Origin of the sequence: Lentilactobacillus raoultii, from assembly GCF_900411375.1 — a bacterium.
In the GTDB taxonomy this organism is placed as follows: domain Bacteria; phylum Bacillota; class Bacilli; order Lactobacillales; family Lactobacillaceae; genus Lentilactobacillus; species Lentilactobacillus raoultii.
Genome location: NZ_LS422984.1, coordinates 703,516 through 727,441, shown reverse-complemented (window position 1 = coordinate 727,441; position 23,926 = coordinate 703,516). Strand labels below are relative to the sequence as shown.

Annotated in this window: 20 protein-coding genes, 1 pseudogene and 1 CRISPR repeat array; of the genes and pseudogenes, 7 read left to right on the top strand and 14 right to left on the bottom strand. The window is 42.5% G+C overall.

All coding sequences use genetic code 11. The annotated features are described in order from the left end of the window. Positions 1-41: 41 nt before the first annotated feature. Both ED605_RS05045 and ED605_RS05040 read left to right on the top strand, forming a co-directional pair. Positions 42-899 carry a helix-turn-helix domain-containing protein gene (locus tag ED605_RS05045; protein WP_121977787.1) on the top strand — a complete coding sequence of 286 codons (858 nt, stop codon included), beginning with the start codon at positions 42-44 and terminating at the stop codon, positions 897-899. Positions 900-1,043: 144 nt separating this feature from the next. Then, on the top strand, positions 1,044-1,628 hold the full coding sequence (locus ED605_RS05040) for a hypothetical protein (RefSeq protein WP_121977786.1): 585 nt from the start codon (positions 1,044-1,046) through the stop codon (positions 1,626-1,628). Between the two features lie 37 nt (positions 1,629-1,665). Here the strand turns inward: ED605_RS05040 and ED605_RS05035 are convergent, their stop codons facing one another. From ED605_RS05035 to ED605_RS05015, 6 genes are all read right to left on the bottom strand, one after another. Further along, a complete protein-coding gene (locus ED605_RS05035; RefSeq protein WP_121977785.1) occupies positions 1,666-2,475 on the bottom strand; it encodes a sialate O-acetylesterase in 810 nt (269 codons plus the stop codon). A gap of 288 nt (positions 2,476-2,763) precedes the next feature. Then, positions 2,764-3,714, bottom strand: a complete 951-nt coding sequence (locus ED605_RS05030; RefSeq protein WP_121977784.1) for a DMT family transporter — start codon at positions 3,712-3,714, stop codon at positions 2,764-2,766. Between the two features lie 94 nt (positions 3,715-3,808). Further along, positions 3,809-3,958 (bottom strand): hypothetical protein, encoded by a 150-nt coding sequence (locus ED605_RS14590; RefSeq protein ID WP_162919753.1) that lies wholly within the window; start codon positions 3,956-3,958, stop codon positions 3,809-3,811. A gap of 218 nt (positions 3,959-4,176) precedes the next feature. Continuing rightward, positions 4,177-4,452 carry a DUF2147 domain-containing protein gene (locus ED605_RS05025; RefSeq protein ID WP_121977783.1) on the bottom strand — a complete coding sequence of 92 codons (276 nt, stop codon included), beginning with the start codon at positions 4,450-4,452 and terminating at the stop codon, positions 4,177-4,179. 14 nt (positions 4,453-4,466) lie between these two features. Next, positions 4,467-4,856 carry a transporter gene (locus ED605_RS05020; RefSeq protein WP_121977782.1) on the bottom strand — a complete coding sequence of 130 codons (390 nt, stop codon included), beginning with the start codon at positions 4,854-4,856 and terminating at the stop codon, positions 4,467-4,469. Positions 4,857-4,911: 55 nt separating this feature from the next. After that, positions 4,912-5,466 (bottom strand): DUF4352 domain-containing protein, encoded by a 555-nt coding sequence (locus ED605_RS05015; RefSeq protein ID WP_121977781.1) that lies wholly within the window; start codon positions 5,464-5,466, stop codon positions 4,912-4,914. Positions 5,467-5,809: 343 nt separating this feature from the next. Between ED605_RS05015 and lplA (ED605_RS05010) the strand changes: the two genes are divergently transcribed. From lplA (ED605_RS05010) to ED605_RS04995, 4 genes are read left to right on the top strand one after another with little or no spacing between them, the layout of a single operon-like run. Further along, positions 5,810-6,868, top strand: coding sequence for a lipoate--protein ligase (gene lplA / locus ED605_RS05010; protein ID WP_191981342.1), 1,059 nt, complete (start codon positions 5,810-5,812; stop codon positions 6,866-6,868). 23 nt (positions 6,869-6,891) lie between these two features. Beyond that, positions 6,892-8,559, top strand: a complete 1,668-nt coding sequence (locus ED605_RS05005; RefSeq protein WP_225419044.1) for a peptide ABC transporter substrate-binding protein — start codon at positions 6,892-6,894, stop codon at positions 8,557-8,559. A 38-nt stretch (positions 8,560-8,597) separates the two neighbouring features. Beyond that, on the top strand, positions 8,598-9,653 hold the full coding sequence (lplA, locus tag ED605_RS05000) for a lipoate--protein ligase (RefSeq protein ID WP_121977780.1): 1,056 nt from the start codon (positions 8,598-8,600) through the stop codon (positions 9,651-9,653). Between the two features lie 2 nt (positions 9,654-9,655). After that, positions 9,656-10,831, top strand: coding sequence for a mandelate racemase/muconate lactonizing enzyme family protein (locus ED605_RS04995; RefSeq protein WP_121977779.1), 1,176 nt, complete (start codon positions 9,656-9,658; stop codon positions 10,829-10,831). A 126-nt stretch (positions 10,832-10,957) separates the two neighbouring features. Beyond that, a CRISPR array of direct repeats spans positions 10,958-12,637; the repeat unit is 28 nt; unit sequence GGATCACCCCTACATACGTGGGGAATAC. A gap of 29 nt (positions 12,638-12,666) precedes the next feature. Here ED605_RS04995 and cas2e read toward each other — a convergent pair. The 8 genes from cas2e to cas3 are packed head-to-tail and all read right to left on the bottom strand — an operon-like array spanning position 12,667 to position 22,040. Continuing rightward, complete coding sequence (gene cas2e / locus ED605_RS04990; RefSeq protein ID WP_121977778.1) at positions 12,667-13,557, bottom strand: type I-E CRISPR-associated endoribonuclease Cas2e; 891 nt, start codon at positions 13,555-13,557, stop codon at positions 12,667-12,669. Next, complete coding sequence (gene cas1e / locus ED605_RS04985) at positions 13,554-14,507, bottom strand: type I-E CRISPR-associated endonuclease Cas1e (RefSeq protein ID WP_121977777.1); 954 nt, start codon at positions 14,505-14,507, stop codon at positions 13,554-13,556. The genes cas2e and cas1e overlap by 4 nt, the downstream gene beginning before the upstream one ends. Before the next feature lie 4 nt (positions 14,508-14,511). Then, positions 14,512-15,186 (bottom strand): type I-E CRISPR-associated protein Cas6/Cse3/CasE, encoded by a 675-nt coding sequence (gene cas6e, locus ED605_RS04980; protein ID WP_121977776.1) that lies wholly within the window; start codon positions 15,184-15,186, stop codon positions 14,512-14,514. A 12-nt stretch (positions 15,187-15,198) separates the two neighbouring features. After that, positions 15,199-15,906 carry a type I-E CRISPR-associated protein Cas5/CasD gene (gene cas5e, locus ED605_RS04975; protein ID WP_121977775.1) on the bottom strand — a complete coding sequence of 236 codons (708 nt, stop codon included), beginning with the start codon at positions 15,904-15,906 and terminating at the stop codon, positions 15,199-15,201. After that, a complete protein-coding gene (gene cas7e, locus ED605_RS04970) occupies positions 15,887-16,975 on the bottom strand; it encodes a type I-E CRISPR-associated protein Cas7/Cse4/CasC (RefSeq protein ID WP_121977774.1) in 1,089 nt (362 codons plus the stop codon). The genes cas5e and cas7e overlap by 20 nt, the downstream gene beginning before the upstream one ends. Positions 16,976-16,980: 5 nt before the next feature. Next, the gene (gene casB, locus ED605_RS04965; RefSeq protein ID WP_121977773.1) at positions 16,981-17,577 is read right to left on the bottom strand and encodes a type I-E CRISPR-associated protein Cse2/CasB; all 597 of its coding nucleotides are present in this window, start codon (positions 17,575-17,577) and stop codon (positions 16,981-16,983) included. A 22-nt stretch (positions 17,578-17,599) separates the two neighbouring features. Beyond that, entirely contained in the window at positions 17,600-19,306 is a 1,707-nt protein-coding gene (locus ED605_RS04960) for a type I-E CRISPR-associated protein Cse1/CasA (protein ID WP_121977772.1), read from the bottom strand. Beyond that, the gene (gene cas3 / locus ED605_RS04955) at positions 19,299-22,040 is read right to left on the bottom strand and encodes a CRISPR-associated helicase Cas3' (protein WP_121977771.1); all 2,742 of its coding nucleotides are present in this window, start codon (positions 22,038-22,040) and stop codon (positions 19,299-19,301) included. Before cas3 ends, ED605_RS04960 begins: the two co-directional genes overlap by 8 nt. 384 nt (positions 22,041-22,424) lie before the next feature. Between cas3 and ED605_RS04950 the strand changes: the two are divergent. Further along, positions 22,425-23,717 (top strand): annotated as a pseudogene (locus tag ED605_RS04950) (IS1380 family transposase). Positions 23,718-23,926 lie beyond the last annotated feature (209 nt).

Here is a 23,926-nt window from a genome sequence, read left to right as displayed (position 1 = left end):
AGTTTAAGCCAAATTATTTGCAAAAAAGGAGGTTTCTTACAATGAACATTGTTGATATGCCGGCGGACGGAACCATTATTGAGGATGTTGTTTGTTCCCATAATAGCAATCGATTTCACGACTCACCGTTTCATCAACACAGTAATCACTATGAACTCTATGCTTTTCTGGCCGGCAACGTGACTTTTTGGACGCGTTCGTCAGCTTATCCGATGGTGCGGGGCTATCTAGTCGCAATTCCCAATGGCCACTGGCACCGGGCCGTCACTAACGATGATAGTCTATATGAACGAATTTTCATTAATATTCGTGTGGATCTTGTTAAACAACTCTCGACCTTTAAGACTGATCTCTCAAAGTGTTTTCAGCCAGATGCTTCATCGGAAGTCAATCTTCTAAAGCTAAATGAAGATCAACTGTCCTACTTTGTCTCACTTTCAGATAAATTAGCCGACGTTTTAAATCATCAAGATGATACTTTTGGCAACGATATTCGCGAAGAGGTCCTTTTATCTGAAATTCTGTTATTAATCAATCAGGTGGCTCATGTCAAAAATCAGCTGCAGAATATTATCCCACCACTATTACAAAAAATGATTCAATTTGTGGATGACCATCTCACCGGTGACCTCAGTCTCTCAACGATCAGCCAACATTTTTATTTGAATCAAAGCTATCTGAATCGTTATTTCAAACGATACATGGGGCTATCGATTCATAAATACATCACCGAAAGACGCCTTGACGAAGCCAAAATCTTGTTGAAAGCCGGCAACTCAGTAACCGATGCCTGCAACCAGGCCGGATTCGGTAACTACAGCAATTTCATCCGAGCATTTACGAAGTATACCGGTATTTCACCCGGAAAATATAAGAAAAGCAGTCTTGCCAAGCATTGATACCGGCCATTGACATCCTATGGCAGTGTTAAAAGTTTACAATTCAACTCTGACACTTTATATTTAAATAAGTAAACAAGCGTGTTAAAGGGGTTGAGTTAGATTCTTCAGATATCTGTCTTTCTAATTATTGCTGGTATTATCATGATTTTTCTAAGTATTTTTTCGTTTCGAACCGCCACCTATAAAAACGAGAGTCGTGTGTTATTCGTCGTTCTGGGATTAATTGGCGTGGCCTTTTTCGTTTACGGGAGTGTGACCACGCCCAAATATGCCCGGATCCAAACTGAGACAAAAAAGAAGCTTTCCCAAAAAGAATCTGAGAAAGCCGCTCATTTGTCCAGCCATGCACAAAATACCGTTTTTGATGATGGCACAGCTAAAAAACAGGCTGCTGCTCAAAAATTGCATGAACGAAATGTCGAAAAACAGTTAAAAAGTGAGTATCGTCAGACGGGAAACTTAACGTTTAATCGCCGAACCAAAACGTACTCGCTGACAATTACCGACCGAAACTTCATTAAAGCGATGACGTATTTAAAGCAGTCCCCATCCCAAGCTAATCAGCTGAAGTGGCCGCGAACCGTTAATAATTTTAAAGTGACCAGCCAATCTATTAAGAAGAGTCTTGGCAAGGGGTATACGCTTCAAATTCAAGCGGCAATTCCGAAAACCGAAACACTTTTACGGATTAGAGATGGTCAAGTAATCACTAATTTCGTTAAATAAAAAAATCCCGTGGGCTTTGACACCTGCGGGATCTTTTTTAATAAACATGGGCGGTTATGTCAGCCAACCGCTTGCCAGTCACAATTTGTTCATCAATCAGCGTATTGTACACCCGTTTACCAAACAGTTCACTGCTGGCTGCGTTAAAGTGAAAATCATCAAGCAACTGCCCATTTTGCATATCAATTAAGTGAATATTCGGATCTTCAGAGGCCACCTGGATCGTCGCTTTTTCAACCTGGGCATCATATTGTTTGGAATTATGACTCACCGTGCCACAAATGATTGGCAGTTCAGGATTCCCAACCACTTGGCGGCAGTATGCAAAAACGTCCTTTAGATTTTGATAATAGTTTTCAGCCGCTACTTTCGAGTAGGAAGCCCGGTCTGCTTCACCCTGATGCCACAACATTGCCTTAATATCCAAATGATTATGCTGGGTTTGTTGGCAGGTTTTGATTAAATTGGTGAATCCTAGTAACAACGAGTGGCTTCGATCAGCTAATTCATCAAAATGAGTTGTCCAGTGGTTATCGCCATCACCGGTCGGATCAATTGAGGTACCACCCTCCGTCCATTTAATGACGTGTAGGTCTTGGCAATCACTTTGATGAAGCAAGTAATAGTAAGTGATTAAATCAAAGCCCCATCGATGATCTGAGAGATCACTTTCTTTTAATTCATCTTGAAAGATCCCTTGTTCGTGCTGCGGCGTCTTGTCACTGCAATAGTGGCAGCCCGCTAATGGCAATGACAAGTAGGCTGGTAATTTTGAACTCGGTACTCGACCGTCAATGTTGGATTGGCCTGCCGAAATAATTGTTAACTTTTTTGCATTCGTTGCCAATGTTGTTGCTCCTTTTTAAGAATTCGATATGGTCTGTAATATGATAGGTTATTGACTTTTTGCAGGCTGATCCTTGACTTAGCCAGCTGATCAGGTTGACTGACCAATATAAGTATGTGATCCATTAGCTATTGTAAGCAATCTCTTCTACGGTTTCTTTGCAAAAAGATTTTAGTTTATTGCAGAAAGGACACCTCAGATAGTTTCAACCGTACCACTATGAAATTTGTCTTTTTTGAGAGACCAATTTTGCAAGTTTTTACCGATTTGTTGCAAAAAATGACGTCATTACAGCATCTTAATCAACCCGACGCCGACCAACATTAAACCAATCCCCAGTGCTTGAGCTGGAACCATTCGTTGTTTAATCGAGTGCCACCAGCCAAATTGCTGAACCAGAATCGACCCAATTACCTGGCCGATTAAGCCCATCATAATGGTTAAGCCCGCGCCAATTTGAGGAACTGCGATGACTGTCACAAATAGAAATGTGCCGCCAAGAAAGCCACCAAACCAATTCCATGGTCGAGTGGCTTTGAGCTGGACGATCGTTGGCAGACGTTTATTAATCAGCAACGTTACAATGGCAATTAAAATGGTACCAATAAAAAAAGAGATAAACGATGCCTGTCCGGTTGAGTGAAGCAGCGTCCCCAAATGACCATTAATCGCCTGCTGCATAGCTGCCAATACGCCGACGACAACACCCCAAATCTGCCAGCCAATGACCAGCGATTTCCGCTTACGATGCGTCTTCGCTATATCAAATTGCCGAATATCTCGATTAGTCAGACTGGGTAACGCGATCGCAATCATCACACCGATAACCAAAACGATAATCCCAGTGAATCGCCACGGGGTCATCGCAATCGTTTCAGCGCCAAGCCATCCAAATTGATCAATCACTGAACCCATCGTGATTTGTCCCAGAATTGGTAAAATTGTCGTCTGAATTGCACCAATTTTCTGAAATAACAGAATATTTGAAGTCAGATAAATTGCACCTAGAAGGCCGCCCAGCCAGATCCACATTGGCTGAGAAGCGATGAAAGTGGTACTAGGAAAAAGTCGTCCACTCATTGCCAATGATAAAATCGCCAGAAACAACGTTCCCACAATGAAAGAAATTGTGCCAGCAATGAACGGCGATTTGACAATGTGGCTCAAATCGGCGTTGACTGGGCTTTGATTTGATAAGAGAAACCCTGCGACCAAGGAGATGGTCATGAATATTAGCAATTTGGTCACCTTCTAGCATTTAAATAATTAGTGTTCGTGGTCTGGTCACCCAGTCATAATTGAAAAATAAAAAGCCCGACTGAGGACTTTTTGATTAAAATTTTTGATGCTTTTTTTGATAATTGTCTTTCCATTCAAGAAATAAGCCGGAGATCATCAGAATCACAAAAATACTGACTGCAAGTTCGAAAACAACTGTGCCAATGGTCCACTTAAATAGATCCCAAACATCAAATAAAGCCATTAGTAACAGTAGCCACCTAACCCATTGGATAAAGAACTTATAGGTTAGGTAAGGTAACAGACTATGATAATTAGTGCTAGTAGAAGCATTGTAAAATCTCCCTTAGCGCCTAGATAAAAAACTGCTTTATAGTTTGTCAAAGTTCGATCACCGATGCGTCATTTTTGATGATAGGTTTCTCGAATACTCATACCATATTCCAAGTGAAGGACGCCTGGTCAACCATAATGCAAATAAATTGGATAGGAATGTAAAAAGTGAACCATATACCATGATCCAGAACGACTTACATATCTAACGTGTTTGAAATGTTTAAACATTTTTACATAATGTGCTGTAATGGTTATATGAGCACCATTATCATAGTTATGCCAATGTCCTCGAAATGAAATGGGAATTGCGGAAGCAGCCCGTGCATTCGTTTGAGTAGTGGCAAATGCAAAGCCGGCCACCAAAGCAATAACAGACAACAATAAAATTAAATGCTTCTTCAAATTATCCCCCTAATTTAATTACTTGGCGTAGCAGAATGGCTATGGTTTGAATAGTTCTTTGCGGGACGCTGTAACATCGTAAACACGGTTGCAACAATTAATACAACGAGTGCTGGAAAGGCCATCGCAGCCGTGATTCCAAATAGCAGGCTTCCAATAATTCCAAGAACTGGTCCAACTAACGAAATTCCATGACGTCGTGACTGCAATAAAGCAATGACATTTAAGATTACCCCGATCCAAGCCATTGCATAAAAGAATGTCGCAGCAGAATCTGTTGCGTTCCCACCGGTTGTCGCATCACTGAATGCTGTCCCAAAAATGACAAACCAGGAAAGTACAAATAACACACAGTTAACAATATCAAAAATTCCAGTCCAAGTATTAAGCTTAAGACGCTTCATGATAAAACCCCCAGATAATTTCAGCTTTTAACGTCTTCAGTATTTGGACGTAAAACTAATTCAAATCGACTTTAATCGTTTTATCGTCCAAAAATGATGGTTGGTATTCAAGCTTTAGTTTGGCATTTTTCTTTGCCTGGCCAATTAAATTACCAGAAACTGAGGCACCCTTATCAAGCGTTCCACTATCCAACGTATTGCTGTCATAATTTCCTGAAGTTAAGATTTCATCAAAATCAGTCACATTACCGTTAGCACTTAATTGGAAATCCATTTCATTATAATCTTGCTTTTTATGACTATCATTTTTGATTGTCACATTGCAAATTACATATTGGTTGCCACTCTTTGGCGTATCCCAACTGTTACCTGCAAAGTACTTTACTTGATTAACTTTAAATTTATAACCTTTGTAATTGACTACTTGGCCAACTTGATAAGTTCTTTTGAATGGCGAAATTTTGCGAGTCCTTGGCTTACTATTTGATTCAGATGATCCTGAATCATCACCAAACATACCCCCTAATATAAACAGCACGACAACAACCAGAACCCAAAACCACCAAACTTTATACCAAGGCTTCGGCTGTTTCTTTTGATCTTCATTCATATTCAATTCATCCCCAGATAATTAATCCAACAAACGTTTTACAGAAATATGCTTTCTAACATATGGTTCCCCAAAGGCATCACGTTAAGCATAACGTAATCATCTCTTAACTACTACATGATCATCATATAACAACTAGTTAGAAAATAGTATATCAAATTCAAAAAAAGAGTATTTATATGTCTAAAAGTAATGATGTAATCAATTTTTATTACAAAAAGATACTGATCTCTGTTTTATAACGGATTTAATATATTTATGACATAAAAATTCAAAATAAACTTTTTAATTTCACAATGTTATACTTGTTTTTGGAAACGCTTAATTAATTATGTAGAAAGAAGTGATTTTCATTATTTTCGTCGATTTATCTAGTGGTAACGCATATTTACGTGATCCGGCAATTTCTCAAAGTTTGTCCACTTACTTCATCACAAACGAAAAGTTTCAAGATACCGTTTTTCATTTTTCACAACCATTGCGAGCATCAGTGGTTGTCGGTGTGAATCAAGATGTTTACTCCGAAGTTAATTTAGATTACATCCGAGTTCATCATATTGTACTTTCTAGACGGGCAGCCGGTGGTGGCGCCGTTTACGTTGATCCCGGTAATCTAACCTACGCGTTTGTCGATAACGATAACGGAACCAACTATTTAAACTTCAGAAAATACGCCGCCCCGGTTATCCGTGTTTTAAGGAGATTAGGAGCCGATGTAAAAATGACAGGTCGTAATGACCTAACAGTTCATGGCATGAAGTTTTCGGGGATGTCGTCCCTAAAAATTGGCAACCGATTCTCATGTGGCGGCACGATTATGTTGGACGTCGATTTAGACGCGGCTAGTCAGGCATTGACGCCACCGAAAACTAAGCTTGCCTCCAAGGGTATTCGGTCAGTTCATAGTCGGGTCACTAATATCCGACAGTTCTTTAAACCGGCCTACCAGCTGATTCCGGTGAACCATTTGAAATCTTTGATTTTGAAGGAGGTCTTTCAAATTGAAAAATTGGCCGACATTCCGACTTATAAAATGACCGAAGCCGACTGGCAGCAAGTCCAAAAGATCGCCCAAGCCTCCTTCAAAACCAAGGACTGGGTCATGGGTAAACGAATTACGGACGACTACTTTCACTCCAAGCACTATGCCGGTGTTGGCACAGTCGAAATCAGCTTTTCGGTTACAAACGGTATCATTACACACGCCAAAGTCTTTGGTGACTTTAATCAGGCTAACGGCAATTTGGCCGAAATTGAACACCAATTAATCGGCACGCCGCTGACTCGTGACAGTTTAATGGAGGCCTTCAGGATCAGCCACCTTTCTCAAAACATTGGCGCAGTGACACCTGAAGAACTCACCGATTTAGTCTTAAATCATCACAATCAACTGACACATTAATCAATATTCTGGGGGATTTATCAATGCAACTTTTCAAGAAAAAGCAACTTTTAAAATCAGCTTCACTATTACTAACCGATTTAGTAATTACCATTGGTCTGGTTGGTTGTTCGAGTCAATCAAAGTCCAATAAGCCCAAACTAGTTCGGACTGCCAATCTTTCAGCCAATTACTCAATTATCACGCTGGACATTTCCAAAGCGCAGGGATTTGATCAGGCGGGCAATCTCTACGACAGCCTGCTTTACATGAATAAGCATCACCAGCCGGTACCAGCCTTGGCCAGCAAAGTTAAAACATCTAAAGACGGCAAGACCTATACCTTTACGATCCGTAAAAATGCTAAATTCAGTAACGGTGATCCAATTACTGCCCAGAGTTTTGTTTACTCCTGGCAGCGAACACTAAATCCAAAAACCAAATCAACGCACGCCTATCTTTTCTATGGTATTAAAAATGCTAAGCAGATTAACTTTGGTAAACAACCAGTCAGTCAACTTGGCGCCAAAGCGAAGAATTCGCGAACTTTGGTAGTCAAACTGGATCATCCGATCGCTTACTTTACCAAACTAATGACTTATCAGGCCTTTTCACCACAAGACAAGAAAATTGTCGATAAATATGGCAGTCAATACGGTCAATCGGCCAAAGCTACCGTTTATTCCGGCCCTTACGTAATGACCAAGTGGCATCCACAGAGTAGTACCTGGACCTTCAAAAAGAATCCCAATTACTGGGACAAATCCGCGGTCAAGATGAACACGATTCATATGAACTACGAAGTTGACCCGCAAACCAGCCTATCTCTGTATCAGGCAAAGAAGCTTGATTTCACAATTATCAAAGGCGATCAGGTCCAGAATTACCAAAACAGTAAGAATCTCTATCACGGACCGTACTCCTACATGAACTACCTGGTCTATAACCAAAAGATCAAAAACGCTAAATTAAAGAGAGCTTTTAACAACGTTAACATTCGCAAAGCCATTTCACTAACGATCGATCGCAAACAGATTGCAGATAACTTGTTGAAGGGTGAAGCTTTGAAGCCAACTGGTCTGGTTACCAAATATTTAGCTTACAATCCCAAAACTAATGAAGATTTTGCAAACGAACAAACCGGTCGGCAGGGAGTGGCTTATAATCCTAAGTTGGCTAAGCAATACTGGCAGCGTGGTTTGAAACAACTCGGCATCAAGGGATTAACTTTTACCCTTCTAACTGCCAACGATGACAATACAAAGAAAACCAGTGAATACATCAATTCGGCGGCTGAAAAGCAATTGTCAGGTCTGACCATTAACTTACAAAATGTTCCAAGCAGTATTTCATACCAACGCAGTGTGTCACATAATTTCGAAGCCGAGTTAACTGGTCGTGGCGCTGATATTGCTGATCCAACCGCATTCTTACAACCAATGATGAGTAACAATGCATTAAACACTGGTCAGTGGTCCAATAAACGCTTTGATCAGTTAATTAACGATGCCAGCTACACTAATAATCAAAACCGATCAATTCGCTGGAATAAGATGTTAAAAGCTGAAAAGATTTTGATGGACCAACAAGCAGTTACCCCGCTTTACCAAGACTATAACGTTTATTTAAAACGCCCATCACTTCACGGGATCACCCACAATACAACCGGCTCGCAGTGGAATTATAAGTATTTGTATGTTAAAAATGATTAGCAAGTCGTTCGTCATTACTCGTCATCTAAAAGGAGTGCCTGATTATTTTATATATTGATACATCTTCAGGAGAAGATTATTTAAAGCGTTCATCAATTGAACAAGCCTTTCCAGAGTTCTTGGAAACCAATCCGAAGCTATCCGGAAAATGCTTCTATTTTTACCGTCCTCAAAAGCCGATTGTGATCTGTGGCGTTCATCAAAACGTGTATGCCGAAGTCAACCTTCCCTTTTTAAAAGCCCACCAAATTGATTTGGTTCGCCGAAACTCGGGCGGTAGCGCTGTTTATGTTGATTCGGGTAATTTGACCTATTGCTATATTGATACTGAAGCAACCATTCAACGACCTCATTTTGCTCAATACGCACAGCCGATCATTCAAGTGCTACGTCATTTGGGAGTCAACGCCGTCATGAGTGGGCGAAATGACTTGACTGTAGATGGCAAGAAATTTTCCGGCATGTCAGCTTCTAAAATGGGCCATCGGGTTTCTTACGGTGGTACTTTGATGATTGACGTCAATTTGGAGAATGCGACGCGGGCTTTAACCCCATCCAAGGCTAAGTTAACTGCCAAGAGTGTCAAATCCGTTCACAGTCGGGTAACAAATCTGCGACCTTATTTCAAAGCATCGATGGCTGATTTGTCCTTTGAGCAACTTAAAAAAATGATTTTGCTAGCAATTTTTCAAAAAGAACGGCTTGACCAAATTCAAACCTATCGCTTAACAACTGCCGATTGGCAAGCAGTCGCTAAATTAGCCGATCAAAAATATGGGACCAAGAAGTGGATATACGGTGATGAATCAACGTTTCAATACCACTGCGAGCATTATTTCAAGGGAGTTGGCACCGTTAGCGTTGACTTTTCCGTCTCTGATGATCAAATCACTAAACTGAAAATTTACGGTGATTTTCTCCAGACTGGCGGTGGACTGACACAGCTTGAACGCCAGCTGCAGGGCTGTAATTACTCCAGAGAAGCATTGGCCCAAGCGTTCAGGCATGTGTCTCTTCAAAAAATTATTGGCAACATTTCAGCTGAATCTTTAGCTGATATGATGTTGACAGCATCGTCAAAAATGGAGGCTTGAAAATGAAAATTACCAGTGTTGATGTTTTTCAACTGAGGTGGTTCGGATTAATGCCGGCTTGGCACCCGATTGTAGTTCGGATCAATACTGATACCGGTATTAGTGGCTTCGGTGAAGCTGGCATAGCGTACGGCGTTGGTACTGACGGAACGATTGGAATGATAACCAATTTAGCAAAAATGATTATTGACGCCGATCCCTTGCAAACCGAAAAGATTTGGCAGCAATTTTATCAACAAACCTTTTGGGCCAAGGGCGGCGGCACCATCTTTTACGCAGCTGTCAGTGCCCTGGATACCGCCTTGTGGGATATTAAAGGTAAATTCTTCAATACACCAGTTTATCAACTGTTGGGTGGCAAGCTCCGCAATCAAATCCGGGCCTATGCCAGCCAGCTACAGTTTGATTGGAACGATAAGGTTCATTTCCTGACAGATCCAAAAGATTATGCCAAAGCAGCTGAAAGAGCAGTTAACCAAGGCTATTCGGCAGTGAAAGTGGATCCGTTTATGGTAATTAACAATCATCAATTGAGACAGGTTAAGCATGGTTTGCTGACTAGTCAAGCCATGGAGAAGTATGCGGATCGTTTAAGAGCGATTCGCCAGACGATTGGACCTGATCGAGAGTTGATCTTAGAATGTCACGCAAAGTTAACTGCTAATTCAGCCAGTCAGTTTATTAAAAAATATCATGAGTTGAACTTTTATTACGTTGAAGAACCATGCGCACCAATGAATCCTGATACCATGACAGCCATTAAAGACGCCACTGGTGAGCCCCTTGCTAGCGGTGAACGGATCTCCACCCGATTTCGGTTTGAGCCTTTTATCAAGGATCGGGCACTCAGCGTGGTCCAGCCGGATATCGGAATTTGCGGCGGTATTACTGAAGCCAAAAAGATCTGCGATATGGCCGATACAAATGACATTGACGTTCAATTTCATGTTTGTGGTAGTCCGATTGTCACGGCAGTTGCCCTGCAACTGGAAGCCGTTATTCCCAATGCACTTATTCATGAGCATCATGAAATTAGCTTGAAATCTCAAGTTCGGTCAAGTGCTAAATATGACGATCAGCCAGTTAATGGCTATTTTCAAGTTCCCGATCGACCTGGGATCGGTCAAGAGTTGAGCGAAAGTGCGATGGATGAGGCAGTTCAGACAAGAATTGAGTGAGAATTTTATGTATGAAATAAGCCAAGGGATGTCTGTTTAGGACAACTCTTGGCTTATTTTTTGGTAGATTGTGCCCACGTCCGTGGGAAATACTTTAAAGGTCCACGAAGTAAAATTTACATCCGGGGATCACCCCTACATACGTGGGGAATACACAAAAGCTTACTTAAGTTCTTTGCCACAACAAGGATCACCCCTACATACGTGGGGAATACTTGACGGGATGCTGATAAAATTGGCATTACCCGGGATCACCCCTACATACGTGGGGAATACGACGATTAATCAAGTTGCTAAACGGGTTAATCGGGATCACCCCTACATACGTGGGGAATACCCATCGATAACTTGGCGGCGACTCTTGCAAAAAAGGATCACCCCTACATACGTGGGGAATACTATTTTCAAAAACTGATGGGAAATTAGTAACCAGGATCACCCCTACATACGTGGGGAATACGCTTGTGCTCCGCCATCAGAAGGGTCTGGAACAGGATCACCCCTACATACGTGGGGAATACTTTAAATAACCAACCCCAACGCTGATTAACTGAGGATCACCCCTACATACGTGGGGAATACTACCCGAGTTCGCCGGGCAACCGGTAACCATTAGGATCACCCCTACATACGTGGGGAATACGCCAGTTCGGTAAAGGGGGCTTAAGAATGAGTAGGATCACCCCTACATACGTGGGGAATACACTACTATCTGAGCCCTCGCCTTTAAGAGCAAAGGATCACCCCTACATACGTGGGGAATACACTACGATGTCTTTGCACATAAGTGCAGCATTGGGATCACCCCTACATACGTGGGGAATACACACTGGCCGCCAACTTTTTAGCCGTTTGGACAGGATCACCCCTACATACGTGGGGAATACTGGCTTAGCGAAGTCGTAATATCATATAATCAAGGATCACCCCTACATACGTGGGGAATACTACGTTCACCACAACTAGGCAAGAGAAAAGCGGGGATCACCCCTACATACGTGGGGAATACTGATTAGCCAATCAACTGACTTCCCCGTTATCAGGATCACCCCTACATACGTGGGGAATACTTTTGCTTGGTATTTGTTCTTTTCCGTTGCGTGGGATCACCCCTACATACGTGGGGAATACATGACCTTTGATGGCGATTTGATGCGGAGAATGGGATCACCCCTACATACGTGGGGAATACGAAGAGCTGACTATTGGTGGTCATATTTAACAGGGATCACCCCTACATACGTGGGGAATACCCACATCTAAACTACAAGGAACTCAACAAACAGGGGATCACCCCTACATACGTGGGGAATACCATCTGAGTTGTAGCAACTAGATTCATACCGTGGGATCACCCCTACATACGTGGGGAATACAATTACTCGATTGAATAATATTAATTTGTCATAGGATCACCCCTACATACGTGGGGAATACCCAATCGCAGACTTGATAGGCGCAGGCAGTTTGAGGATCACCCCTACATACGTGGGGAATACTTGAATTTCTTGTTCCTTAGCTTGTAATTGTTGAGGATCACCCCTACATACGTGGGGAATACGCCAACCGGCCGCCAATTTTTGCCATTGCCTTAGGATCACCCCTACATACGTGGGGAATACTGTTGATCCCTACCATGACGAAAACAACATTTCAGGATCACCCCTACATACGTGGGGAATACTATTACATTCGTCACAACCGAAAGATTCAAGAAGGATCACCCCTACATACGTGGGGAATACTCACGTATCATATGGTGATACATAGACGTGTCAGGATCACCCCTACATACGTGGGGAATACACTAAAAGATCCCTGTCATACCGCCATTCTCAAATTTTCAAATCCCCGTTTTCCATGAGTTTGAATGCCAGATTAAGTGTTGCTTGAGCATCAGCAAGTGCATGATGTGGGGTTGGATTTTTAATTTCATATGCTTGCAGTACAGTCTCCAGTCGATAATTATCAAGAAATTGATTAATTTTTTTCACTTTTGGCATTAAATCCTGCATCGAGTTAGACAACCCCGGTTGATTGACTTTTTTAAAACTCTCCGAAAGAAACAACTCATCAAATTTCAAATTATAACCCACAACCGTCGCATCTTCAATGAAGATTGAAAGGTCATTTAAAGCCGACTCTAAATCCGTTCCTTCTGACTCTAACATCTCTGATGAAATTCCCGTTAAGGTCGTAATCTTTTTAGGTACTTCATGGTTGATCCGGACTAGGCGATAAAAGTGGTCATTTTCGCCGTTACTTAGCCTTTTAACTGCTCCAATTGAAATAATATCATCTTTGGTAACATCCAAACCAGTCGTTTCCAAATCGATAGAAGCAATTTGAGTTGTCATTTTTTGGGGATGTTTTTTAATGGACTTATGAGCCATCATTTTTGCGCGATGAAATTTGGCCGCATTACTAAAACCATGCTTAACCGGTTCCGAACTCTGATTCACCCGCATCATCAGTGGAATTCCGTCAAAATCGACTACTGCATATGCCTTCCGAGTTGTTTTGATCTGATAGCCCACTTCATTTTGAGCATTGTAGACCATCGTTGCCTCACCAGTACTGAGGTTTCGAACAATTCTCTCCCACAACAAATCTCGAATCCGAGCGCTAACATTTCCGACGTAAACACCCGTCTGTACTTCCTGATACCATTTGGTCAGATCCCCTCGCAATGAGGGCGGGACCTTGGTTAAAGTGATGACGATCAAGCACCATCACCTTCTTCGAATTCATGATACTGAACGCCAAACTTTTGTAAGCCCATTTTATCGTCCCATAAATTAAGCACGCCAACATCAACATTAGTTTCCGAAACACCTAATAGATCCTTTAAATCAGTTACCATTCGAGCCAGCAGCTTACCATCAGCAAAAGCATCTCGCATCGCCAGGCGAGTTTTAGAGCCAATATCTTTATCGTCTCCGTATTTCTGTGCTATCTCAAAAGCAATTGGAATTGAAAATTCAGCTTTATATAAATCCGCAAAATCATAAACAAAGGACAAATCATGGCCCGTATGCACAAAGCCCAGGCCAGCCGAAGCGCCCATGGCCGCAATCACACTATAACTGAGACCATACAAAGCTTGGTGAGCTGCCGTCAATGCTTTGTTTATCGGCGTTCCAGCTTCAAAATTGTCTGGATTATACTCTCGACGAACCCATTTAACACCTGTTTTCTTAGATTGTTCCCGATAAACCTGTCTTACCCGGCTGCCCTCTTTTCCTCTTAACTCCTGCATCGAAAGGCTCGAAACGTCATCATTTGGAAACCGCATTTGGTACATTTTGCGTGCGACAGCGACTCGCGTTCTGGCATTTGAAACCAGCCTTGCCTGAGCTTCCAATAAACGTGAAGAATGATTTAAAGCTCTGCCATGAGCATATTGACGGACGCCTCGTTCGCCGACCCAAACTACGCCCATTCCAGTATCTCCCATCAGTTCCATCGCTCGGTGAGTAACGTCCACCCCTGGGCCTAACATCAAAACACTTACAACCGCTGCCGGGACAAAAGCCGTCCCTCGACTATCGGTAATGGTTATCGCACTATCTTGGCGATTTAGTTTCGCATGTTCCAAATATAAAAAGGTAACCCGATCGCGAACCCGACTTAACTCAGAAATTTCCGGCTTCTTGGCACCCATCTTTTTAACCATTGGCTTACTCCTTTGGAATCACAGTCATTAGCCCCATGCCAAAAGCCTTTTCTCGGCCAATACCGTGGATCAATGTTTCTTTAAACCTTTCGAGGTCTGCCACTTGAAGTAGCCCTTCAAAGGTGACCCGACTAAGCTTAATCCGGTGACCACCCTTCCTGTATAAAATCGGCCAATCACGACTCATCACATCAAAGGCAAAGTGATCCGGCACTTTTGAGGAAAAATCGGCTTTATCTTGGCCAATAAAATGAAATCCTAAATTTTCAGCCCGACTAGCCAACCATTTTCGCTGTTGGGCCACTGTCACATGAGGATAAATCCGTCCTTGTCTTTCACCCGGTTTAATAACCGAGTACGACGGGTTAGCCGTTAAACGAAATTGTAGTGTTTGACCTTCATGGAGTTGATCCAAAAATTGGTCATACGATTTTACCTGAGCCGTTCCCGGGACCCCGTAAGTACTAAGTTGCAGTAGATCCGGTTGGGTTTGACTTAAAACCAGTAAATATTTTTTACCAGCCAAATTATCAATTCGCCATAAATGCCGACTCCGTTTACCAGCAGCGATCTCCTTTGGAAAACTTTTCTCTACCCAATTATGAAAGGCTCCGAGATGTGTCAGATCCTTTATTTTTTGACGGTTTTTAATGTCGATTTCAACTCTTGATAAATACATCTGGACTCCTTTCTAGAGAAACTTCATGATGTCGTGGTTTGTGGCCATTTCATTTCCCTGAAAACTTGGATTTTTTAATCGAACTCGTTTAACGGCAATTGGCCGATAACCGTGCTGACGATGCCGCTGATCAAAGGAGACCACTCGATCTCGAACCATGGTACTTCGGCTTTCCGGTAATAGATGAGCATCTGCAATGATTTCAACTGCCACGTCAGCAAGTTTTCTCTTCCGCTTTTGATACCATTTAGATGCCTGCCACTTCAAGCTTTCTAAAGCTGAAACCGGGTCAGAATCAACCACGGTAAGGTCTAAAGCACCCGCCGGGACATTTGAACGGCGACCCAGGAAGAGCTGAAACCGTGGGTGTTTCAGTGCATTTTTGATTCTTTCAACCACTTGCCTATCATCACTACCCAAGGCCACCACAAATACAGCATCCTGTAGATAATCCCGATAGGTCACCTTCCTAGTATTCCTTCTCCACTCCACGGTTTGATAATCAGTCAGAATAGTCCCTGGTTGATCAACTCTCACTGCAAAATGAAGCTGGTTGAGCTTTAAAATTTGAGGATCGTCGCGATGGTATCCCAACGCAGCAGCTACCATTCCAATCACTGCGCTTTTAGAAGGGTAGTCACCCGTTGTCCGCCTTGCAAATGTCGCTTCATCTCCATAAGACTGAAGTGGCGCAGTTAATCTAATTATTAGCGTTGTCATCCTGTACCACCTCGGTCAGTTCTTCTTTGACCTTATTAAGCAAGTCCGTTAAATTATCTACTTGCTCGTCTAACTCTGATTGATACTTAGCATCAGTCAAAACAACGGTTAATTCTGGCTGATTAACCAACTTAAGCGTTGACTTGAACGCTTCTTCAAGTTGATGAACAGACTCTTTGACGTAGCCATTTCTTGAAGTGACTGGGTCTTCAAAGGCCGAAACGAGATTGACCGGTGTATCAGAACGCAATGTTATCATCACGTAGTTTGGCAATGTCTTATTGGCAAATGTGTTTTGCTTTCCAGTTGGCATAGAGAGTAGAAACGCTTTAATAAAGGCTTCAACACCAGTAATAGCATCTTGACTACCAAGATCTTTAGCCAACTCACGTACATTCAAGTTAGCATAACGGTACAGCGTTGACGAATTAAATTCAACTGTTCCCAACATAGCGGCACCAGCATTATCCTTAGGCTGAAGATCGTCCAATGCAGTAAAATAATCAAATTCGGGAACAACTTCATGGGTCGAAATGGCATGGGCAACTTGAGCTGTTGCCTCAACATTCAACTCAGGATTATCAGCCACCATTCGGCCAAACAGTGCCAAATCTAATGAATCATCCGTTTTCAACGCTTTTTTTACTTCACTCTTATCAATTTCATCATTTTCAAAGGCATATTGCGCCAACTTGTCAATTTGACCCGGACTGACGAGTAAAAGTGCGCCAGTCTCACTTGTTTTCTTATCAATTTTAATACCAACAGACTTAAAAATCTGGGCAGCTTTATCCAGAGCGCCATCCTTATCCAATTTCGAATCCAGTGTCATCAACTTGTCAGCTAATAGCTGAGCAGCTTCTTTGGTTCGAATGCCAGTCGATACTGCTGAACTAGCCTCTTTAAAAAATGTCCGCATTGCCCGCTTCCAACTTTGAGAAGATACCCTGGCCCGACTAACCCCACCATAAAGTGCCGACTTGGGTGAACCGGTATCATCCCGGTTGATGTTTGAAGAAGGAACGGTTTGCAATACGTTTAAGTCAAGATATAAGTTTTGTTCAGTCATTATGTTTACTTCCCTTCAGATTTAGTTATTTTATCAAATGATCGAAAATACTGCTGCCCCCAGCGTAGGCGAACCTGGTTCGATTGCTCATACCCAAACTGAAATTTATAAAGATCTTTAGCCATCAAAGGATAGTCAATCTTAGGTGCCATCTTATTAGCCTTTAGGATCTCGAGCAGATGAACCAGCGAGTTAATAACGCCGTTGATATTAGTCGTTTTCAAAAGCATTTGGACTCGTCGATCTAAAGCAACTCTGATCAATTCATTCTGCCGCAAATTCGCTAAAGCGTCGAAAAATGATTTACTCTTTGATTTGTTATCTTCGGGTGATGTCAAAGTATGCGGTCCCTGCTGAGAAATGGCATAAAGCCGAATTGCCGCGTAAATTGCCCTCTCCGCATAAGTTGGTTTCCCACTACGACTAAGCATTCCCTCGTCCAGGTTTGCAATTAAAACCGGCCAGACCGTTTGGGCTCTTAGACTGGTAATTGATACCGCTCCTCTAAGGCTTGCCAGAATAGCCTTATCCATATAAATCGTCCGAATAATCTTATTAGTAACGGCTCCGACATCGTTACTGGTTACGATTTTATCCTTCATTAGTTCTCATCCACACTTTCTCTTATCCAAGATCTTTTGCAACTTGGTATCTAAGTTGATTAGTTACGGTGAAAATAGTCATAAGTCCGTTATCGCCAGGAATACCACTCATATCTCGAGGTGAGCTGGATTGGACCACATTTTCAGTGGCTACTAAGACATATGTCCTAAGCTGTTTTTTCCACAAGTTGATTTTTTGATCCCTCTCATCCTGATTAGTTAACCCAGCCAACCACTCTTTAAACGGGTCATTTAACTGCTCATAGAATTTGGCACTTAATCGATTGGCGAATGAGTGGCCATCTAAATTCCGAATTCGGGCAATGTTGGCTGCAAATCGCCAATAATCATCACCAATTCGTTGGGTAGTCTCAATTACTTCTTCAATCCGTTCCGGCCAATAAAACGCTTTATTCTCGTCAAACAACACATTGGCATTAATATGCATATCATCGTAGACTTCAGCAACCGGCGATTGAGAGGTTGCATTTCCGTCGCTAATAAGAACCGCTGACGCTAAGGTTAATAATGAGTCATACGGAATCCGGCCTTCATCTTTGAGTCGCTGCAGCCACAACACAATTCCCGGATCATGGATATCATCCGATTGATTAGGATTTACATACTGACCAAAGTTGCGCCACATAGCGATTCCAAGAGATCGCAAACTTTTAACAGCCGGTTTGTACCCGTTATTTTTTTTATCCCTTCTCCAAGTTGTCATCGGTTCAACGAAGGTACTTTCACTATCAAACATTGGTATACAGGCACTAAAAATCGTTGGGTGACCATCCGTCCAGTCAACATGGAGAATTCTTGACCAAGTTGTATACAGGGCTGCCAAATTGTCGGGCGGCAATTGTTTTCTTCGTTCAAAAACATAGTCTTGAATATCGTTATATTCCCAAACTGGCTTTTGAAGACCGTCTGGCCGACTAGGATTAATCAAAATCAGGTTTAGCATCAACGTTTGAAAGAGATCATCACCATCCGCATATACCGGATTCAGACTATAAAGCCATCCTCGCGAGGCTGAAAATTTATCTTTCGTAGTAATCTTGGTCTTGTCTGTTACGCCGGTAAAATTTTGGTAAGTAATGAGCCAACGTGCTAATTCGTCCAAGGCAACTCGGTTTTTAAACTGGCCTGATTTAGGGGTAAAAATTGCTGGTGTATGAGCACTCTCCGAAACCTGACGATCAATTTGCTTAATAGCTACCGAACCGGGGCCTTTTGCACCACTGATCTGTTTCTTTTTGGGAACCAAAGCATTATACTCATTCTCAGTTACTTGGTAAAAGGGTGTCTCTCCAAATAAATCAAACCTGGAAGCGTACTTCTGCAGGTATTTGAGAACAATTTCTGAAAATCGGCCGGCTTTAAACAGCTGCTCCCAAGTATCAAGCAGCACTTGCTGATTTTCGCTGTCTTCTTCCTCATCCTCCTCGTCTTGATCACTAAAACCGGTTGCCTGCATTAGCTCGCGATCAACCTTGAGCCAATCATAAGGCGTTCCTTCAGCGTCAAATCGGGAGTAAATGGTTGTCAGAATTGCAAGTAGAAACCGTAGAATCGCCAAATCTTGCGAGCGCATCTCGCCAGCCAGTTGTCGGTAATTTTGAGCGTTGCGAAATAGCTCAGTTAGCGACACCTTTCTTTCCTGATCTGTCTTCTTGTCAATCACTTTAATCCACGGCTCCGTCACCAAATTAAAACTTCGATTATCCATGCTCGTCCTCCTTAGTGTAGCTAAGCCCCAACGCCAATGAGTAGCTAAGATGCCAACCACAGAAATCAATTGATAGATCTTGATTCAATGGTAGTGCTAAAGCACCCTTCAGCCATCTACTATCCTGCCAATCCCGGTAATATAGATTGGTCAAAGTTTCCAAGCGATCAATTGCCAAATCAATTTGTGGTGTGACTGCTGCCGGGATTCGAATGGTCTGTTGAGCAATTTCTTGTGGCTGAACATCGGAAAGCTTGCGACCATCCAGTAAAAAGTCCCCTTCAGCCGTATGTTTTGTCAAAATGACTTCCAAAGTTTCTTTAATATCCCGAACAGCCGCATTGGCCTTTTGCTCGTCTTTATCAACATCTGCCTGATCACGATCCAGCCAGCCGTGAATAGTGGCGTTGGGACGATCACTAGGCAGCTTGATTTGGAAAGCTCTTGCTTTTTGTTTTTCTCTTTCAAAATCCGTCTTAAATGTTAATTTAGCTTGATCAATATCGGGTACTTCAGAATCTGTCGCCGAATCATAAACTGCTTGAACTAGTGTGGAGATATCATCCGGTAAGGTAATGGTTTCCGGTAAATAATGGTCGGTTTTCATTAATAAATACTTGGAATAAATGGCCTCATTAGCATCTCCATAATCACCAAAGCCATTAATTCCCATCACAAAAACCTGTGGCATCTTCAAAGCTTGAGGCCGATTTAGACGGTGACGATGCAGTCGCCCGGCCCTTTGTAAAATCAAATCAATGGGTGCAATATCGGTATAAAGTACATCGAAATCAATATCCAATGATTGTTCCAAGACTTGAGTCCCAATCACAATCATTTTTGAAGGTCGATTGCCATGTTTGCCAATTGCTTTTTGAAGTTGCTCTTCCTGCTTTTCCCTTGCCGGCGCCAAGAACGAGGCGTGAAGAATCATTAATTTTGTATCTTGAGGAACTAGCTTAGCGAGTTCTTGAGCCCGCTTAACAGTATTCACTATCACTCCCGCAATACCGCCGTGACTAATCTTTTTCAATACTGCCTGGATTAAATCTTCATCAGCCGCATTAACTCGCTGAACAGTTAATTTAACTGGTAACTGGTCGCTTTGGCCGGGAAACTTTGTTACCTGTTTTAAGTGGTTGCCGTCTAAAAGACTGAGAAGTGGGTAGGCTTGGGTGTCTTGCCAACCCTCGGGAGCTTCAAAAGATTGCTTAAACTTTTTGCCATACTTTCCCTTCAAATACGCTTTTAAAAGTGCATTCCGTTTTTCTTTTGGCAGTGTAGCTGACAAAATGACGATTGGTACGTGATAAGCTCCCAACCAGTTGATTGCCTTGTACAAATACTGATTCATATAAAAATCATAAGCGTGCGCTTCATCAATGACGACAACCTTACCGCTAAAACCCAGATGTCTTAGAAAAAGATGCTTCTGCTTCAAACCCATCAGTAATAAATGATCGATTGTCCCCACTGTGAACTTAGTTAAAATTGACTTTTTCCCAGAAAACCAAGAATTCACAACAACCGCGCCAGCATTGTCGATATTTGAAGCATTTGGTAATTTGCTGTAATTTTCATTAAACTGTGCTTTACCGTGCATCAGTTTTATAGGGAAATTTTCTCCTTGAGACTTTGCCAGAAGTTTCAGCCAGTCACTAACTCGGCCAAACATCGCATTCGTCGTCGCTTGAGTCGGCAACCCCATAAATAGACCATCTTCGCCCTTAATATAGGCAAGCTGCTCGGCCGCAATCAATGCAATCTCCGTTTTTCCTAATCCCATCGGCGCTTCAATAATGACCATCCCTGGATCAACCGCTTTCCCAATGGCCTCCGTCATCGCAGATTGAACCGGCCGGGCTTTAAATCCCCAACGTGCCTGGTAAGGATCCTCAGAAGTCGTTACCTTTTGGGGGACCCATTCACCATCCAAGTACCAATTTTGGATGGCTTGCTGAAACCGGCCGGTCATGTTGATGTCATCCCATGATTTGGACATGTCAATTAGTGGAAAAAGGGGTAGGTCATTCTCAGTGTGCTCGCTAGATGCCAGCCAATCGGCCATTATTAGTAGTCCCTCTAAAATCACAGCTTGAGGTTGATTAATATTAGGAAGCTCATCAACCGCCTGATAACCAGAAGACGATAAGCCATAATTAAAGAATCCCTTCTGAACGTCGCGCCAGTGTTGTTGTAAAACTTGGTCATTGTCGCTCTGCCAGTAATTGCTGGTAAAAACTTTAATTTGGCGCCGAGGCGAAGAGCTGGTCGGTTTCCCATGATGACCACCAATTATCGCGCTAATTGACGTGGGCACTTCAAAATAGTCAAGAATCGCTTCACCTGCTAGTGCGTGTGGAGACTTTGAAGGAGAAGACAACTTTTTACGATCTAATTCGGCAAATCCGCCTCTAATTAAACGTTCGCCCATCTCATCATCCAGTGATTTATCACCATTGTATGACGGCTTAGTTTGAAAAGCAGGAGTCGCCTTGCCTATGTCGTGGGTGAAACCAACAAATTTCACCAACTTTTCAGTTGCTGCGTTTGATAAGCCTTGCGACAGTATCTCCTGTTGTTCTTGACTCAGCCAATGGTTAAAGAGCCAATTGATGGTGCTCTGAGTGTCAAACAAATGAGTAATTAAAGGCAACCAAAGATGCTCTCCCATTCCACCTTCCGATCTCATTTTAGCCCAAATTACGCTTTCTCGTTTTGATAAATGAATCATTGTTATTGGCCCCTCTTCAATTTTACTAATTTTTCAAATATATTTGTAACTAGGCATTTGCTTAGTATAAATATACACCTTTTTGAGATTTCAGTCCACTCAAAATAAAAATCATGCCTCTATTTAATTAAATACGAAAAACCTGCTTTCCCCCTCCAGTATATATGAATGCGTTTTCATTGTACATCGCTTATTTCTTCAACATTTTTAATTCCAGGGTAGGAATTGATAGCCCTGGATAATCTCTAAAAAATAAAAAGGGGCCGCTGACCCGATCAAATTAATGATTTGGCCAGCGGCTTTTTTCACCCATTGGGTGAAAAAATGACTCCGTTCTGTTAAATTAAATTTATCAGAAAAAACCAACAAAAGGAGTCCTCTCTAATGACTTTATCGAAAATTCCGTTACAATTCAACTCTAAAATTGACGTTTCACATACCGGTGGCACGTTAACGTCGGATAGCGGCTTAATCCTAGTCCAAGAATTCATTAATAAAACTCACTTGGATCAATTACTGGCGCAGGTCCCCTTTAATGATCAGCGTAAATACTGGCGGCATAGCAATGGTCAGTTACTGCATCAGTGGCTGCTGCAACTCATTGCGGGTTATCGGGCGGATTCCGCCGCCAATCAATTAGCGAAGGATCCGGGTTTTCAACTCTGTTTAACGCAGGTCGCCCAGCAGTCCTCACTTTCGGCCCTGTTAAAGCGGGCGACCCCGGCAACTTTGGCCGGTATGCGGCGCACTAACCAAGCCCTGCTTGATTTAGGCCGTCGATAAACCAATCAACAAACGCTGATTTTAGATTTGGATTCAACCTATTATGAGGCCTTCGGTCACCAGCAAGGAGTGGCCTACAATTCCCATTACGGCTGCTGGGGGCATCATCCAATCGTGGCTTTTGATGGCCAAACCGGTGATTTTTTAGACGTTAAATTGCGACCGGGCAACGTCTATACTTCCACGGGGGTCGTGGATTTTATCCGGCCATTAATCGCGCATTACCAACAATCGGTTCCAGTGACCGACCTTTTCTGTCGGGCCGATAGCGGGTTTGCGACGCCGGAACTCTATGATTTTTGTGAAGCGCAAGCCATGAACTACGTGATTCGCTTAAAGACCAACGCCGTCTTGGAGCATCAAGCAGAAGCGCTAATTCAGTATGATGATTACAGTTGGGATCAGCCGCAAACAGTTTACTTTGAGCTAACTTATCAGGCCCAAAGCTGGACAATTGCGCGACGCGTCTGCGTCGAAGCTAAATTAACCCCCGGCCAGCTGTTATTTGATTATACTTTCGTCATTACCAACTTAAGTTCAGCTGTGTCAGCCGCTACCGTCTTTAAAATTTATCGGCGACGGGGCACGATGGAGAACTTTATTAAAGAAGCTAAAACCGGCTTTGCGATGGACAAAACCGACAGTTCGACGCTGTTAAAAAACGAACTGCGGACCTTAATGAGCGAGCTGGCGTACAACGTGGTCAATTTAATGCGCCGCCTAGCTTTTCCTAAAGTCCAACAAGTCTTTTGCATTGAAACGATTCGCAAGTATCTCTTAAAAGTGGCTGGGAAAGTGGTCCATACGGCGCGTCGAATCCAGTTGAAGTTAAGTGCGACCCACGTGCACCAAGCGGCTTTCCGGCGGATCCTCTTAAATGTCCAGCAATTATAGGCAGAAGCAACTGAACGTGACTTAAAAAATAAGGATTTTAACGGGGGCTTATTTGGCATGCCTTCAACAGCTGAATAAAGCCGCCAATTCGTCAAAAAGTGACGGTTAGTAACCAGTCAAGTTTTATCAGCGATCAAAAGTGCCTAAAAAAATAAAAAATGGCCCTTAGAAAGGACCAAATCGCACCAATTTTAAAAGTAGAGATTATT